Below are 13,847 nucleotides of genomic sequence, written 5' to 3'. Positions count from 1 at the left end.
TGGCCGCGGGTGCCCGTCGGAATTCCGGGTCGGATTCCGTCAGACCTGCCCAGCTTCCGGCCGGCTCGTGCCGGCCCGGCCCGGCTCAGACCTCCGTGGCCTGCTTCTCCAGTTGGAACGCCTCGTTGCCGAGTCCGATCCGGGCATGCACCTCGGGCTTCACCGAGCGCAGCACCGCGCCGTACACCAGGCCGCCGACGAGGGCTACGCCGATGATGCCCGGCAGGATCCAGTTCAGGGACGAGCCGGACCCCGCCCCCACCAGGATGCCGAAGTCCTTGACCGTGTAGAAGGCGATGCCCAGCAGGGCGACGGCGGCGATGCCGGAGGCGACGAGCCGTCCCGCCTGCGCGCGGCCGGCTCCCCGGCGGACGAAGAAGGCGATGACGGCCAGCGAGGCGGCGGCCATCAGCAGGATGACGCCGAGCGCGCCGACGTTGCCCATCCAGGTGAAGAGGTGCAGCACCGGCACGGTGGGGTCCCCGGCCGGCTTGTCGTCGGTGAACGCGAAGGCCAGGACGATGGCCAGGGACACGCCGGACTGGAGCAGCGACCCGGCGGCCGGGGCGCCGCTCGTCTTGTTCGTACGGCCGAAGGAGGCCGGCAGGAGGCCCTCGCGGCCCATGGCGAAGGCGTACCGCGCGACGACGTTGTGGAAGCTGAGCAGCGCGGCGAACATGCCGGTGACGAAGAGGATGTGGAGTACGTCGGTGAAGGTGGAGCCGAGCCTGCTCTCGGTGAGCGTGAAGAGGAGTCCGGGTCCCTGCTCCCCCGCCACCTTGACGATCTGGCCGGGTCCGGCGGCGACGCTGAGCGCCCAGGCGCTGAGGGCCAGGAAGAGCGAGGCGTAACCGACGGCGAGGAACATCACGCGCGAGACGACGATCTGCGGGCGGCTGGTCTCCTCGGCGTACACCGGGGCCTGCTCGAAGCCGACGAAGGCGGCGATGCAGAAGCAGAGCGCCGTGCCGAGCCCGGCGCCGGTGAGGGTCTCGGGGTTGAACGCCTGGAGGGACAGGCCCTCCTTGGCCGGGTCGGCGATCGCGGCCACGTCGAAGATCACGACCAGCGCGCACTCGACGACCAGCAGGACGCCGAGCACCTTGGCGTTGAGGTCGATCTTGAGCCAGCCGAGCGCGCCCACGACCAGCACCGCGACCAGCGCGGGGATCCACCAGGCGAGGGTGATGTCGAGGTAGGCGGCGAAGATGCCGGAGATCTCGAAGCCGAGGATTCCGTAGATGCCGACCTGCATGGCGCTGTACGCGACGAGGGCGACCAGCGAGGCTCCGGCACCGGCGGTCGGGCCGAGGCCACGGGCTATGTAGGCGTAGAAGGCGCCGGCGTTGTGGACGTGGCGGCTCATCTCGGCGTATCCGACGCTGAACAGCATCAGCACGACGCCGAGGATGACGAAGAGGAGGGGCTGGCCGACGATCCCCATCACACCGTATGTGGTGGGCATGACACCTGCGACGACCATGAGCGGGGCGCTCGCCGCCAGCACGGACAGCAGGAGGCCCGTCGTGCCGAGGCGGCCGGCCCGCAGCGCCCGCTCCTGCCCCTTGTACGTACGGATCTCACTGGCGCCGGTCTCTCTGCTTCTCTCGCTCGTGCTCGAACTGCCCGTCGACATGGCGGGGTTGTCCCTTCGCTTCGGTGAGGTGAGGTGAGGTGAGGTGAGGTGAGCTCGTGGGTGAGGTGGTGGGGCGGGGTGCCGCGGTGGGGTCCGGCGGCGGGGGCGGTCCGGTGCGCCGCGGCGTCATGCGAGCCCGAGCGCGGCGCTGCGCGCGGCGCGGAAGGCGCGGAGCGGGTCCCTGTGGGGGTAGGACCACGGGGCCTCGGTAGCGTGCGGCCCGACGCGGTTGAGGAGCGCGGCCGCCTCGGCGGGGCGCCCTTCGCATAGCTTCGCGTGGGCCAGGTAGTTGAGGTCGACCAGACGGCGCGGGTGCCCTTCGTGCTCCCACTCCAGCCACCAGTCGAACGCCGTCTTCATCACCTGGCGGGCGCGCCGGCCGGTCCAGTGGCCGGACAGTGCCGGGTCGTCCGGCACCTTGCCCGCGAGAGCGAGGGCACGGTACCGCTCGGCGTGGGCCACCACGGGGAGTACGGCGAGCGGGGAGTCGGCGGGAGCCTGTTCGGCGGCCCAGGCGGCGAAGTCGTACACCTCGTGGAGCGGGTCGCTCCCTATGTCGGGCCGCCGTTCGGCGAGGCGGGCGGCCATCAGGTGGTGGGCGTGATGGTGCTCCGGGTGGCGCAGCCGCACCTGGTCGAAGAGCTGCGTGACCTCTTCCTCCGTACCGAGGGACCGGGCCAGGAGCAGCAGGGCGAGCCACGGGGTCGGGTCGGCCGGCGACTGCTCGGCGGCGCGGCGGCATGCCTCGCGCGCGCGGTCCTCCGGCTCCTTGCCGCGCAGCGCGCCGAGGACGGTGGCGCATGCGATGAGGGTGACGGCGTCGGCGCTCTCGGGTTCGGCGAGCAGCCAGTCCCCGGCCCAGGCGGCGGCGCCGTTGGCCTCGGCGAGTACGACGAGACGGTGTCCCCGGCGGTCCCAGTCGTCGCCGGTCGCGGCGAGCAGGGAGCGGGCCCTGGTCCAGCGCCCCTGGGCCAGCTGGCCGCGTACGGTGACGAGTTCGGCGTCGTCGAGAGCGGCGTCGAACGAGGGGTCGGTACGGCGGCGCGAGCGGCCGAGGGATGGCGGAGGTGGGGGCATCCGCGGGTCCTCCACGGCGCAGTGTGCGAGCGTTTGATCACGCACAGCAAAGCGGTAGGGGGTAGTCCACGTCAAGGGCGGTCTAAACCAACTTTGCGCCGACATGGCGTAGTTGAAAGGGCACCGACCTGCGGAGACCGGTTTCTCCCGGGGCCTAGGCTGGTCCCCATGTCTCGATACCCATCGCTGCCGCCGTGTCTGCTGGCCTTTCCCGGACCGCTGCGGGACCGGCTGGTCGCCGCCGTGCTGTCGGGCGAGAAGGTCTCGACCACAGGTCTTCTCGCCGAGTACGAGGCGGAGAAGGAGGAACTGCCTCCGGTCGGCGAGCGGTCCGTGGTGATCGACTCCGACGGGCGCGAGGTGGCGGTGATCGAACTGACCGAGGTCCGGGTGCTGGCGCTCGGCGACGTGGACCTCCAGCACGCGCTGGACGAGGGCGAGGGCTACACCTCGGTGGCCGAGTGGCGCGCGGGGCACGAGAGGTTCTGGCACAGCGAGGAGATGCGGGAGGCGCTGGACGACCCGGGGTTCACGGTCGACGACACGACGATGATTGTCGCGGAACGCTTCCGGGTGGTCGAGCGGCCGGACGGCGCCGCCGTGCCGTCGCAGTCGCCCGCGTAGACGCCACCGCCACGACGGGTGACAGGGGCGCCGCGCGCGCCACCGGCCACGCGACCGCCTGCCGCCCCACCGGCCACGCGACCGCCCGCCGCCCCTCAGGCCACCGCCCGCGCCGCCGCGCGTCCCGCCGTACGGCCGGAGAAGAGGCAGCCGCCGAGGAAAGTGCCCTCCAGGGAGCGGTAGCCGTGAACGCCGCCGCCACCGAACCCCGCCGCCTCCCCCGCCGCGTACACACCAGGCAGCACACCGCCGCCCTCCGTGAGCACCCGCGAGGAGAGGTCGGTCTCCAGGCCGCCGAGCGACTTCCGGGTGAGGATGTGCAGGCGTACGGCGATGAGCGGCCCCGCCGCGGGGTCGAGGATGCGGTGCGGCGCGGCCGTACGGATCAGCTTGTCGCCCAGGTAGTTGCGCGCGCCGCGGATCGCCATGACCTGGAGGTCCTTGGTGAAGGTGTTGGCGATCTCCCGGTCCCGGGCGGTGATTTCGCGGCGCAGCCGCGCCTCGTCGATCAGCGGCTCCTTCGTGAGCGCGTTCATCCCGCGGACCAGCGACGCCAGATCCTTCTCGACCACGAAGTCCGCGCCCTTGTCCATGAACGCCTTCACCGGGCCGGGCACGTCGGCCCGCGCACGGCCGATGACGTCGCGGACGGACTTGCCCGTCAGGTCCGGGTTCTGTTCCGAGCCCGACAGGGCGAACTCCTTGCCGATGATCCGCTGGTCCAGGACGAACCACGTGTAGTCGTACCCGGTCTTCATGATGTGCTCGAGCGTCCCCAGCGTGTCGAACCCGGGGAAGAGCGGCACCGGCAGCCGCTCGCCCCTGGCGTCGAACCACAGGGACGAGGGACCGGGCAGGATGCGGATGCCGTGCTTGGCCCAGATCGGGTTCCAGTTCTGGATGCCCTCGGTGTAGTGCCACATCCGGTCGCGGTTGATCACGCGCCCGCCGGCCGCCTCGGTGACGCCGAGCATCAGACCGTCGACGTGTGCGGGTACGCCGGAGAGCATCGACGCGGGCGGGGTGCCGAGCCGCTCGGGCCAGTTGGCACGGACGAGATCGTGGTTGCCGCCGATGCCTCCCGAGGTGACGATCACCGCCTGGGCCCTGAGTTCGAAGGAGCCCGTCACCTCCCGGCTGCTCGCCTCTCCGCGCCCGGTCCCCGACGGCTCCAGGATCTCGCCGGTGACGGTGTCCACGGACCCGGCGCTGCGCGCGAGGCCGGTGACGCGGTGCCGGAACTTCAGCCGGACCAGGCCGCGCGCGACCCCTTCGCGGACGCGGCGCTCGAAGGGGGCGACGAGGCCGGGTCCGGTGCCCCAGGTGATGTGGAAACGGGGTACGGAGTTGCCGTGCCCGGTGGCGTCGTAGCCGCCGCGCTCGGCCCAGCCCACGACCGGGAAGAACCGCACGCCCTGCCCGTGCAGCCACGCGCGCTTCTCGCCGGCCGCGAAGTCGACGTACGCCTCGGCCCATGCGCGCGGCCAGTGGTCCTCGTCGCGGTCGAAGCCGGCCGTCCCCTGCCAGTCCTGGAGGGCCAGTTCGCGGCTGTCCTTGATCCGCATGCGGCGCTGCTCGGGCGAGTCGACGAAGAAGAGCCCGCCGAAGGACCAGTGCGCCTGGCCGCCGATGGACTGTTCGGGTTCCTGGTCCAGCAGGATCACCTTGCGGCCCGCGTCGACGAGTTCGGCGGTGGCCGCCAGGCCCGCGAGGCCCGCCCCGATCACGATCACGTCAGCGTCGTACGCCATGTGTTTCCGTCCTTGCCGGGGCGAAGTGGAGGCGAGAAGTTACCCGTGCGTCAGATCTTCGGCAGACGTGGGGCGGGGCGTCAACCGGTACGTGGCCGTGAGGTTTGATGGCCGGTATGACTCCTGCGAACCCCGGGCCCCCTGAGACGTGGCCGGCTCCCGCCGACGAGATCCTGGACGTCGTCGACGAGAACGACGAGGTGGTCGGGCAGGCCCCGCGCGGCGAGGTGTACGCCCGTGGCCTGCGCCATCGCTGCGTGTTCGTCCTGGCGCGGGACGGCGAGGGCCGGTACTTCGTGCACCGGAGGACGCCGGTGAAACTGGTCTTCCCCTCGATGTACGACATGTTCGTGGGCGGCGTCGTCGGCGCGGGCGAGTCCTACGACGAGGCGGCCCTGCGGGAGGCCGAGGAGGAGCTGGGGGTCAGTGGCCTGCCCTCGCCCGTACCCCTGTTCAAGTTCCTGTACGAGAGCGCCGACGGGGCGGGGGCCTGGTGGTCGTACGTCTACGAGGTGCGGTGCGAGCCGCCGGTCGCCCCGCAGGCCGAGGAGGTCGCGTGGCACGCCTTCCTGACCCGCGCGGAGCTGGAGCGGCGGATCGCGGAGGGCGCGTGGGAGTGGGTGCCGGACGGTCTCGCGGCCTGGGAGCGCCTGCGCGCGCTCGCGGGACCCGGGTCCTCGCATCCGGGGCCGGCCTGATCACGGCCTCCCCGGTCTCACCGCCGGCGCGCCCGCCGGGACTGTGCCCGCGCCGCGGGCTCCGGCGCGGGAAGCGGCCGGCACCGCGGCGTTGGCGGAGCCGCCGGCAGTCCGCCGGGTAGGGTGCGGCGGGTGACGGAGTTCGTGCGGAGTCTGCGGCTGTGGTTCGCGCCGCAGCGCGTCCGGGAAGAGGGCGAGACCCCCGACTACCGCTTCTCACTGGCCAATGAGCGCACCTTCCTCGCCTGGATCCGTACCGCGCTGGCTCTCATCGGCGGCGGCTTCGCGGTCGACCAGTTCCTGCCGGAACTGGCCTGGGGAGTGCGCGCCGGTATGGCGCTCGGGCTGCTGGCGGCCGGTGTGCTGTGCGCGCTTAGGGCCGTCAACCACTGGGTGCGCTGCGAACGGGCGATGCGGCGCGGCGAGGACCTCCCGGTCACCCGGTTCCCGACCGTACTGAGCCTCGTGGTGGCGGTCGTCGCCGTCCTCATGGTGGTGGTCGTCCTCTTCGGCTGGGAGGGCGGCGGTTGACCGGCCCGTCCGCCGCCGGTTCCGGACGCGGGTCCGTTCCCGGCCGTGTCCCCGCCAGGGATCCCGGTCTTCAGCCCGAGCGGACGCGGCTCGCCTGGCGCAGGACGACGCTGGCGTGCACGGTCGTGGCCGTACTGGCGGCGAAACAGGCGGTCCACGACGAGATCGGTGTGGCCGGGGTGGTCGCCGCCGCGCTCTGTGTGTTCGTGTGGCTGGGCTTCCTGCGCGTCGCCCACCGCCGTATCCAGGCCGTCGGCAGCTCGGCGCGGCCGGCGGCCATGCCGCTGCGGGCCGCGCTGACGGCGACGGCCTGCACGGTCGCATTGGCCTGCTTCGCCGTGGCGATCGTCCTCTGAGAGGCGCGCGCCGCAGGGCCGGAACACCAATTAAGTGGGCATTTCGGACTAACCTGGAGAGGGTGACGACCCATCCTGAACCGCAGCAGAGGTGAACGTCATGGCCACACTCCACCAGGAGCACACGACCCACGAGCACACGCACGGTCCGGACTGCGGCCACGCCGCGGTGCCGCACGGCGACCACACCGACTACGCGCACAACGGGCACATGCACCGCGCGCACTCCGGGCACTGGGACGAGTGCGAGTCGACGGATCACATCCCGCACAGCAGTCACTCCCATGAGCACGGCCGGGACTGCGGGCACAGCGCCGTCACGCACGGCGATCACCTCGACTACGTCCACGACGGGCACCGCCACGCCGCGCACGACGGCCACTGGGACGATCACTGAGCGGAGCGCGGAAAGCCGGACCGTTACGGGCCGTTCCGGACGTCTCCGGACGGTTTCGCACGCTTTCGGACGGCGCAGGACCTCCCTTCCCCCGGGCGGCACTCAACTGGCAGGCTCTGACCGACCAGTTCGGCCACCTGCCCACGGGGGAACCCCAGTGCCTGCCACTGATCCGTACACCGTTCAGCTCGCGCCCGGCGTGCACGCGTACATCCAGCCGGACGGCGGGTGGTGCCTGAACAACGCCGGGTTCGTCAGCGACGGTTCGTCGACCCTGCTCGTCGACACCGCCGCCACCGAGCGCCGCGCGCTCGCGCTGCGCGAAGCGCTCCTGGCGACCGGCGCACCGCTCCCCCGTACCGTCGTCAACACCCACCACCACGGCGACCACACCTACGGCAACGGCGTCTTCGCTCCCGGCGCCACGGTCGCCGGACACGACACCTGCCGCACCGAAGTGCTCGCCGCCGGGCTCCAGCTGCACCTGGTGTGGCCGGACAACGACTTCGGCGACATCACGGTCACCGCCCCCACCCTCACCTACAGCGACCGGCTCACCGTCCGGGCCGGCGGGACCGAGGTGCGGCTGATCCACCCCGGCATCGCGCACACCACGGGGGACTCGATCGTCCACCTGCCGGAGCACGGCATCGTCTTCACCGGCGACCTGGTGTTCCAGGGCGGCACCCCCTTCGTCCTCATGGGGTCGCTGAGCGGGTCCCTGCGTGCCCTCGGGGTGCTGCGCTCCCTCGGCGCGGACACCGTCGTCCCCGGCCACGGCCCCGTCACCGACCCGTCGGCGTACGACGCGACCGAGCGCTACCTGCGGTACGTCGCCGAACTCGCCGAGGCGGGGCACGCCAAGGGCCGTACGCCGCTGGAGACCGCCCGAGAGGCCGGACCCGGGCCCTTCGGCGGCCTGCGCGAGAGCGAGCGGCTCGTCGCCAATCTGCATCGCGCGTACGCCGAACTGGACGGCCTGCCGGAGGGTGCGCCGCTCGATCTGGTGGCCGCGTTCGGCGACATGGCGGCCATGAACGGCGGGAAAGCGGTCGCCTGCCACGCGTGATCCGCGTCTCGGGGTACGTCGGCACACTGGACGGCATACCGACTGGTCGGCATGATGAGTCACGACGTCCTGTCCGCTGGTCCACCGCGTCCACCGTGTCCACCGTGGCCGCCCCCCGGAGGTGCCCCCATGAGCGCAGTCCACCCGCCAGGTCTCGACCCCGAGCAGCTGCGCGGTCATCTCGACCGCGAGCGGCCCGGGCTGGTGAGCGGACCGCTCAGCGCCCGGCTCATCGAGGGCGGCCGGTCGAACCTCACGTACGCCGTCACGGACGGCACGTCCCGGTGGGTGGTGCGGCGTCCGCCGCTCGGCCACGTACTGGCCACCGCGCACGACATGAAGCGCGAGTACCGGGTGATCAGCGCGCTGCACCCGACCGATGTGCCGGTACCCGCGCCGCTGCTGCTGTGCGAGGACGAGTCGGTCATCGGGTCGCCGTTCTACGTCATGGAGTTCGTCGAGGGCGTTCCGTACCGTACGGCCGGCGAACTCGCCGCGCTGGGCGCCGAGCGCACCCGCGCCGCCGTGTTCGGCCTGGTCGACACGCTCGTGGCCCTGCACGCGGTGGACCCCGGCGCGGTCGGACTCGGTGACTTCGGCCGCCCCGAGGGCTTCCTCGACCGGCAGCTTCGCCGCTGGGGCAAGCAGCTCGACGCCTCGCGCAACCGCGAACTGGCCGGTATCGACGAGCTGCACGCCACCCTCGGGCGCTCGCTGCCCGACTCCCCCGCGCCCACCGTCGTGCACGGCGACTACCGGCTCGACAACGTCCTGATCGGCGGTCCCGACGACCGGATCAACGCCATCCTCGACTGGGAGATGTCGACCCTCGGCGACCCTCTCACCGACCTCGGCCTGCTCGTGATGTACAGCTCCGAGCTGGGACTGCCCGACTCCCCCGTCTCCACGACGGCCGGCGCCCCGGGCCACCCGTCGGCCCGCGAGATCGTCGAGCGGTACGCCGCCGGGTCCGGCCGGGACACCTCCGCCATCGCCTGGTACACGGCGTTCGCCTGGTTCAAGCTCGCCGTGATCCTCGAGGGCATCCACTACCGCTACACGCTCGGGCAGACCGTCGGCGCCGGCTTCGACCGGATCGGCGACCTCGTGCCCGTCTTCATCGAGCACGGCCTGACCACCCTCCAGGAAGGCTGAGACCCACCATGGATTTCGCATACGACGCACGGACCGAAGAGCTCCGCACCAGGCTCCTCGCCTTCATGGACGAGTTCGTGTACCCGGCCGAGGCGGTCGCGCACGAGCAGCGCGAGCGGCTCGCCTCGCCCTGGGACACCCCGCAGATCGTGGAGGACCTCAAGGCGGAGGCGCGCCGGCAGGGCCTGTGGAACCTCTTCCTGCCGGACGCGGAGTACGGCGCCGGGCTGACCAACCTCCAGTACGCGCCGCTCGCCGAGATCACCGGCCGCAGCCCGCACCTGGCCCCGACCGCGCTGAACTGCGCGGCGCCGGACACCGGGAACATGGAGCTGCTCGCGCAGTTCGCCTCGGACGAGCAGAAGAAGCAGTGGCTGGAGCCGCTGCTCACGGGCGAGATCCGGTCGGCGTTCGCGATGACCGAGCCGGAGGTGGCGTCGTCGGACGCGACGAACATCGAGACCCGGATCGAGCGGTCGGCCGACGGCTCCGAGTACGTCGTCACGGGCCGCAAGTGGTACATCTCCGGGGCGATGAACCCGGACTGCAAGATCTTCATCGTGATGGGCAAGACCGACCCGGACGGTACGGACGTCCGCCGCCAGCAGTCGATGATCCTGGTGCCGCGCGACACGCCCGGCGTCGAGATCCGGCGCGCGATGCAGGTGTACGGGTACGAGGACCACTCCCACGGCGGTCACGCCGAGGTCGTCTTCGACGGAGCGCGGGTGCCCGCGTCCGCCCTGGTCGGCGAGGAGGGCAGCGGCTTCGCCATCGCGCAGGCCCGCCTGGGACCGGGCCGGATCCACCACTGCATGCGGCTGATCGGCATGGCGGAGCGGGCGATCGAGCTGATGTGCCGGCGGGCGGTGGAGCGTACGGCCTTCGGCAAGCCGCTGGCCCAGCAGGGCGTCGTACACACCTGGATCGCGGACGCGCGGGTGGCGGTCGAGCAGCTGCGGCTGCTGGTGCTCAAGACGGCGTGGCTCATGGACACCGTGGGCAATCGCGGGGCGCACACGGAGATCCAGGCGATCAAGATCGCGACGCCGCGGGCGGTCGTCGACATCATCGACAAGGCGGTGCAGCTGCACGGCGCGGGCGGCGTTAGCCAGGACTTCCCGCTGGCGGAGCTGTGGGCGGGCGCGCGGACGCTGAAGCTGGCGGACGGGCCGGACGAGGTACACCAGCGGTCGCTGGCGCGGCGGGAACTGAAGAAGTACGTGTAACCCGGCCGGGGTGGGCGGGACTGCGGGCGGGCCGCCGCGCGTAAGTCCCCCCACCCCGCCCCCTTCACGAACCGGGGCGAGTCGGGAAAGCCTCACGCAGCGGCTCCGCCCGCGGGCCGCGTCACGGCCTACGGCCGCAGCGCCCTCAGCAGCAGGTCCGCCAGGTGGTCCGCGACCTGCTGCGGCGTCAGGGGCCCGTCCGGGCGGTACCACGTCGACAGGTGGTGCACCGATCCGAAGTGGTAGTCCACCACCAGATCGGCCGGGGTGGCGGTCGAGAAGACGCCCGCCTTCTGCCCCTCCTCCACCAGCGCCCGGAACCGCTCGTGGTACCGGCGCCGCTCCGCCCGCACCTGCTTGTCCTTCTCCGGACTCAGATGGTGCATCGACCGGAAGAAGATCGACGCGTCGTCGAGGTTGTCGATGGTCGTCACGACCACGTCCGCCGCCGCGTCCCGCAGCCGCTGCTCGACCGGCGCGTCGGCGTCCGCGAACGCGTCGAGCCGCTCCTGCTGGAGCCGCAGGACCCGCGCGTACACCTCGTGCAGCAGGTCGTCCTTCGAGCCGAAGTAGTGGTAGAGCGCGCCCTTGGTGACGCCGGCCGCCTCGACGATCTCCTGCACCGAGGTGCGGTCGTAACCGCGCTCGGCGAACAGGCGGGTGGCGGCGGCCAGCAGCCTCTGGGGGACGGGGATGCCGCTTCCGTCCGTCGTCCTGGCCATGTGCCGCCACCTGCCTTTCGTCGAAACAACCGGTTGAGGGTTCAGGAACGGGAACGCAGTTCCCGCCTGAGGATCTTCCCACTCGCCGTCTTGGGAAGTTCGGGCAGGATCTCCACTTCGCGCGGATACTTGAACGCCGCCAGCCGCTCCTCGCAGTAAGCGGAGATTTCGGACGGCGCGGTCTCGGAGCCCGGACGCAGGCTGACGTACGCCTTCACACTCTCCCCGCGGTACGCGTCGGGGATGCCGACGACGGCTGCCTCGCGCACCGCCGGGTGGGTGTAGAGGACGTCCTCGACCTCGCGCGGCCAGACCTTGAAGCCCGACGCATTGATCATGTCCTTCTTGCGGTCGACGACGTACAGCCAGCCGCCCTCGTCCATGAAACCGATGTCCCCGGTGCGCAGCTCGCCGCCGGGGAAAGCCTCGGCGGTCACCTCGGGGCGGCGCCAGTAGCCGGGCACGACCTGCGGGCCGCTGACGGCGATCTCGCCCTGCGCGCCGAAGGGCACGTCCGCGCCGTTCTCGTCGACGACGCGCACGACCGTGTCCGGCCCGGGCACACCGACGGAGAGGGTTCCCGAGGCCGGGTCGACCGGGGCTTCCTTCTCGGGCGGCACGGCCGCGCAGGGGGCGGTGCACTCGGTCAGGCCGTAGCCGTTGCGGATGTACGGGCCGAAGCCCGCCCGGAACTTCTCCACCAGCGCCGGGGGCACCGGCGCGCCGCCCGAGGAGATGACCTCGAAGGAGGCGAAGTGCTCCGGCGTGACACCGGGGGTCGCAGCCAGCGCCATGAAGGCGGTGGAGGGGCCGACGGTGTAGGCCGGGCGGTGCTCGGTGAACGCGTCGAGGACGACGCCGGGATGGAAGCGGTAGGCGAGGACGAGCGTGCCGGCGTTGGCGACACAGACGGCCAGTTCGCAGACCATGCCGGTGATGTGGAAGAGGGGCGCCAGGGCGAAGTACGCCGATCCCTCCGCTATGGGATGGCCGGTGCGCTGACGCTCGGCGTTGTACATGATCCCGCCGTGCATGTTCATGGCGCCCTTGGGCGTGCCGCTGGTGCCCGAGGTGTAGCTGATCAGCGCCACGTCGGTGGCGGTGAGCTCCCGGTCCGCCGGGGCGGCGAGCCCCTGGCGGGCGACGGTCAGCAGGTCGTCCGCGTCGGAAGCCGGAGCGGCCCGCTCGAAGTTGAGGACCCGGGTGTCGTCGCGGCTCTGGAGGTCGAGTTCGCAGGCGGTGAGGGTGATGCGTACGGACGAGTCCGCGGCGGTCTCGCGCAGGTACCCCTCCCACGCGCGGTCCGAGCAGATCAGCGCGGTCGCCTCGGCGTCCCCGAGCGCGTGCGCCACCTCGGCCGACTTGTACATCGGGTTGAGCGGTACGACGACGGCCCCGGCCTTCCAGGCACCGAGCAGGGCGATGACGAAGTGCGGGCTGTTCTGGAGCATGATCGCGACGCGGTCGCCGTGCCGCAGGCCCTTGGCGGCCAGGTGCCCGGCGACGGAGTCCGACAGCCCGTCGGTCTCGCGGTAGGTGAGGCGGCCGTCGAAGTAGGCGAGCGCGGTGTGGCCGGGCGCGCGCGCCACGGCGTCGCCGAAGGCGTGCAGCAGGGTGGCCGGCGGGTTCACGGGCGCCCGCTGGGCTTCGGTGAGCTGGGCGAGCCAGGGCTTGGCGGCGTAGAGCGACGCGGTCGGGGTGTCCTTGGTCGGCTCGCTCATCGGCCTGCTTCCTCCCACTTCCGCTGAAGGTGGTTCATGTTCGTCAGCCAGCGGTCGGGGTCCCCGGCGCGTGCCTGGTAGTACCCGGCGACCTCGGCGTGCGGCAGGATCAGGAAGCGGTCGGCGGCGATCCCGTCGAAGAGCGCGTCGGCGACGTCATCCGGCTCGATGGCGGTGGGCGCGAGAACCAGCTCGCCCGCCGAGCCCGCCGCGGTCAGCATGTCGGTGCGTACACCCTGCGGGCATATCGCGTGCACCTTGACCCCGCGGTGACGGTAGGTCAGCGAGAGCCATTCCGCGAAGGCCAGCGCGCCGTGCTTGCTGACGCTGTACGGGGCGGCGCCGACCATGGTCAGCAGGCCGGCCGCCGAGACGGTGGAGACGAAGCGGCCGCTGCCGCGCTCCAGCCAGTCGGGCAGCAGCGCCCTGGCGGCCCTGACGTGGGCCATCACGTTGACGTCCCAGGCCGCGGCCCAGACCGCCTCGTCGGCGAAGGCGTCGCCGGGTGAGGCGAGGCCGGCGTTGGCGCAGTACACGTCGACCCGGCCGCCGAGTGCTTCGCGGGCCTCGTCGACGACGGCGGAGGCGTCGCCCGCGACGGCGGTGGCGCCGGTCTCGTCGGCGATCGCCTTGATCTTCTGCGCGTCGAGGTCGTTGACGACGACGCGTGCCCCCTCGGCGGCGAATCTGCGCGCGAGGGCGGCTCCGATGCCGCCTCCCGCGCCGGTGACGACGACTCCCGCGTCCTGGAACTGGCTCATCTTGAGGCCCGCCTCTCCTGCCGATCCCGACGGCAACTTCGGCAGACTAACCGGTCGGTATGCCGCAGCGGAAGGGGCCGGTCGCCGCCGACCCGCCCGGCCCGGCTCGTTCCCCGCGGC

General features: G+C 72.0%; 14 protein-coding genes. 8 read left to right on the top strand and 6 right to left on the bottom strand.

The genetic code is table 11. The annotated features are described in order from the left end of the window. Window positions 1–85: 85 nt before the first annotated feature. Both AS594_RS27520 and AS594_RS27515 read right to left on the bottom strand, forming a co-directional pair. Window positions 86–1,636, bottom strand: a complete 1,551-nt coding sequence (locus AS594_RS27520) for an APC family permease (protein ID WP_069935466.1) — start codon at window positions 1,634–1,636, stop codon at window positions 86–88. A gap of 126 nt (window positions 1,637–1,762) precedes the next feature. Next, complete coding sequence (locus AS594_RS27515) at window positions 1,763–2,713, bottom strand: hypothetical protein (RefSeq protein WP_069935465.1); 951 nt, start codon at window positions 2,711–2,713, stop codon at window positions 1,763–1,765. 168 nt (window positions 2,714–2,881) lie between these two features. Between AS594_RS27515 and AS594_RS27510 the strand changes: the two genes are divergently transcribed. Next, window positions 2,882–3,337: an ASCH domain-containing protein gene (locus AS594_RS27510; RefSeq protein WP_069935464.1), complete on the top strand. Its 456-nt coding sequence runs from the start codon at window positions 2,882–2,884 to the stop codon at window positions 3,335–3,337. Between the two features lie 95 nt (window positions 3,338–3,432). On the opposite strand, the gene AS594_RS27505 is transcribed toward AS594_RS27510, so the two are convergent. Beyond that, entirely contained in the window at window positions 3,433–5,088 is a 1,656-nt protein-coding gene (locus tag AS594_RS27505) for an FAD-binding dehydrogenase (protein WP_069929532.1), read from the bottom strand. Between the two features lie 116 nt (window positions 5,089–5,204). Here AS594_RS27505 and AS594_RS27500 point away from each other — a divergent pair, with 116 nt between their 5' ends. From AS594_RS27500 to AS594_RS27470, 7 genes are all read left to right on the top strand, one after another. Then, complete coding sequence (locus AS594_RS27500; protein ID WP_069935993.1) at window positions 5,205–5,786, top strand: NUDIX domain-containing protein; 582 nt, start codon at window positions 5,205–5,207, stop codon at window positions 5,784–5,786. Window positions 5,787–5,918: 132 nt separating this feature from the next. After that, window positions 5,919–6,317, top strand: a complete 399-nt coding sequence (locus AS594_RS27495; protein ID WP_069929531.1) for a YidH family protein — start codon at window positions 5,919–5,921, stop codon at window positions 6,315–6,317. Next, window positions 6,314–6,673, top strand: coding sequence for a DUF202 domain-containing protein (locus AS594_RS27490; protein ID WP_069929530.1), 360 nt, complete (start codon window positions 6,314–6,316; stop codon window positions 6,671–6,673). Before AS594_RS27495 ends, AS594_RS27490 begins: the two co-directional genes overlap by 4 nt. 100 nt (window positions 6,674–6,773) lie before the next feature. Beyond that, complete coding sequence (locus tag AS594_RS27485) at window positions 6,774–7,070, top strand: hypothetical protein (RefSeq protein ID WP_069930826.1); 297 nt, start codon at window positions 6,774–6,776, stop codon at window positions 7,068–7,070. Window positions 7,071–7,227: 157 nt separating this feature from the next. After that, complete coding sequence (locus AS594_RS27480) at window positions 7,228–8,139, top strand: MBL fold metallo-hydrolase (protein WP_069929529.1); 912 nt, start codon at window positions 7,228–7,230, stop codon at window positions 8,137–8,139. 129 nt (window positions 8,140–8,268) lie between these two features. Continuing rightward, entirely contained in the window at window positions 8,269–9,294 is a 1,026-nt protein-coding gene (locus tag AS594_RS27475) for a phosphotransferase family protein (protein ID WP_069929528.1), read from the top strand. An 8-nt stretch (window positions 9,295–9,302) separates the two neighbouring features. Further along, entirely contained in the window at window positions 9,303–10,523 is a 1,221-nt protein-coding gene (locus AS594_RS27470; protein WP_069929527.1) for an acyl-CoA dehydrogenase family protein, read from the top strand. Window positions 10,524–10,651: 128 nt separating this feature from the next. Here the strand turns inward: AS594_RS27470 and AS594_RS27465 are convergent, their stop codons facing one another. The 3 genes from AS594_RS27465 to AS594_RS27455 are packed head-to-tail and all read right to left on the bottom strand — an operon-like array spanning window position 10,652 to window position 13,727. Next, window positions 10,652–11,245, bottom strand: a complete 594-nt coding sequence (locus AS594_RS27465) for a TetR/AcrR family transcriptional regulator (RefSeq protein WP_028815694.1) — start codon at window positions 11,243–11,245, stop codon at window positions 10,652–10,654. Between the two features lie 41 nt (window positions 11,246–11,286). Beyond that, window positions 11,287–12,966, bottom strand: a complete 1,680-nt coding sequence (locus AS594_RS27460) for a class I adenylate-forming enzyme family protein (RefSeq protein ID WP_069929526.1) — start codon at window positions 12,964–12,966, stop codon at window positions 11,287–11,289. Beyond that, window positions 12,963–13,727 (bottom strand): SDR family oxidoreductase, encoded by a 765-nt coding sequence (locus AS594_RS27455; protein ID WP_069935463.1) that lies wholly within the window; start codon window positions 13,725–13,727, stop codon window positions 12,963–12,965. The genes AS594_RS27460 and AS594_RS27455 overlap by 4 nt, the downstream gene beginning before the upstream one ends. Between the last annotated feature and the right edge of the window lie 120 nt (window positions 13,728–13,847).

The sequence above is a fragment of the Streptomyces agglomeratus genome, from assembly GCF_001746415.1.
GTDB lineage: Bacteria > Actinomycetota > Actinomycetes > Streptomycetales > Streptomycetaceae > Streptomyces > Streptomyces agglomeratus.
Note: the sequence above shows the minus strand (reverse complement) of the source record. Positions and strands in the feature narration are given on the sequence as shown.

Bases quoted from the DNA above. Each gene is read 5' to 3' on its own strand.
- AS594_RS27520 (WP_069935466.1), bottom strand. From the start codon at position 1,636: ATGTCGACGGGCAGTTCGAGCACGAGCGAGAGAAGCAGAGAGACCGGC.
- AS594_RS27515 (WP_069935465.1), bottom strand. From the start codon at position 2,713: ATGCCCCCACCTCCGCCATCCCTCGGCCGCTCGCGCCGCCGTACCGAC.
- AS594_RS27510 (WP_069935464.1), top strand. From the start codon at position 2,882: ATGTCTCGATACCCATCGCTGCCGCCGTGTCTGCTGGCCTTTCCCGGA.
- AS594_RS27505 (WP_069929532.1), bottom strand. From the start codon at position 5,088: ATGGCGTACGACGCTGACGTGATCGTGATCGGGGCGGGCCTCGCGGGC.
- AS594_RS27500 (WP_069935993.1), top strand. From the start codon at position 5,205: ATGACTCCTGCGAACCCCGGGCCCCCTGAGACGTGGCCGGCTCCCGCC.
- AS594_RS27485 (WP_069930826.1), top strand. From the start codon at position 6,774: ATGGCCACACTCCACCAGGAGCACACGACCCACGAGCACACGCACGGT.
- AS594_RS27475 (WP_069929528.1), top strand. From the start codon at position 8,269: ATGAGCGCAGTCCACCCGCCAGGTCTCGACCCCGAGCAGCTGCGCGGT.
- AS594_RS27470 (WP_069929527.1), top strand. From the start codon at position 9,303: ATGGATTTCGCATACGACGCACGGACCGAAGAGCTCCGCACCAGGCTC.
- AS594_RS27465 (WP_028815694.1), bottom strand. From the start codon at position 11,245: ATGGCCAGGACGACGGACGGAAGCGGCATCCCCGTCCCCCAGAGGCTG.
- AS594_RS27460 (WP_069929526.1), bottom strand. From the start codon at position 12,966: ATGAGCGAGCCGACCAAGGACACCCCGACCGCGTCGCTCTACGCCGCC.
- AS594_RS27455 (WP_069935463.1), bottom strand. From the start codon at position 13,727: ATGAGCCAGTTCCAGGACGCGGGAGTCGTCGTCACCGGCGCGGGAGGC.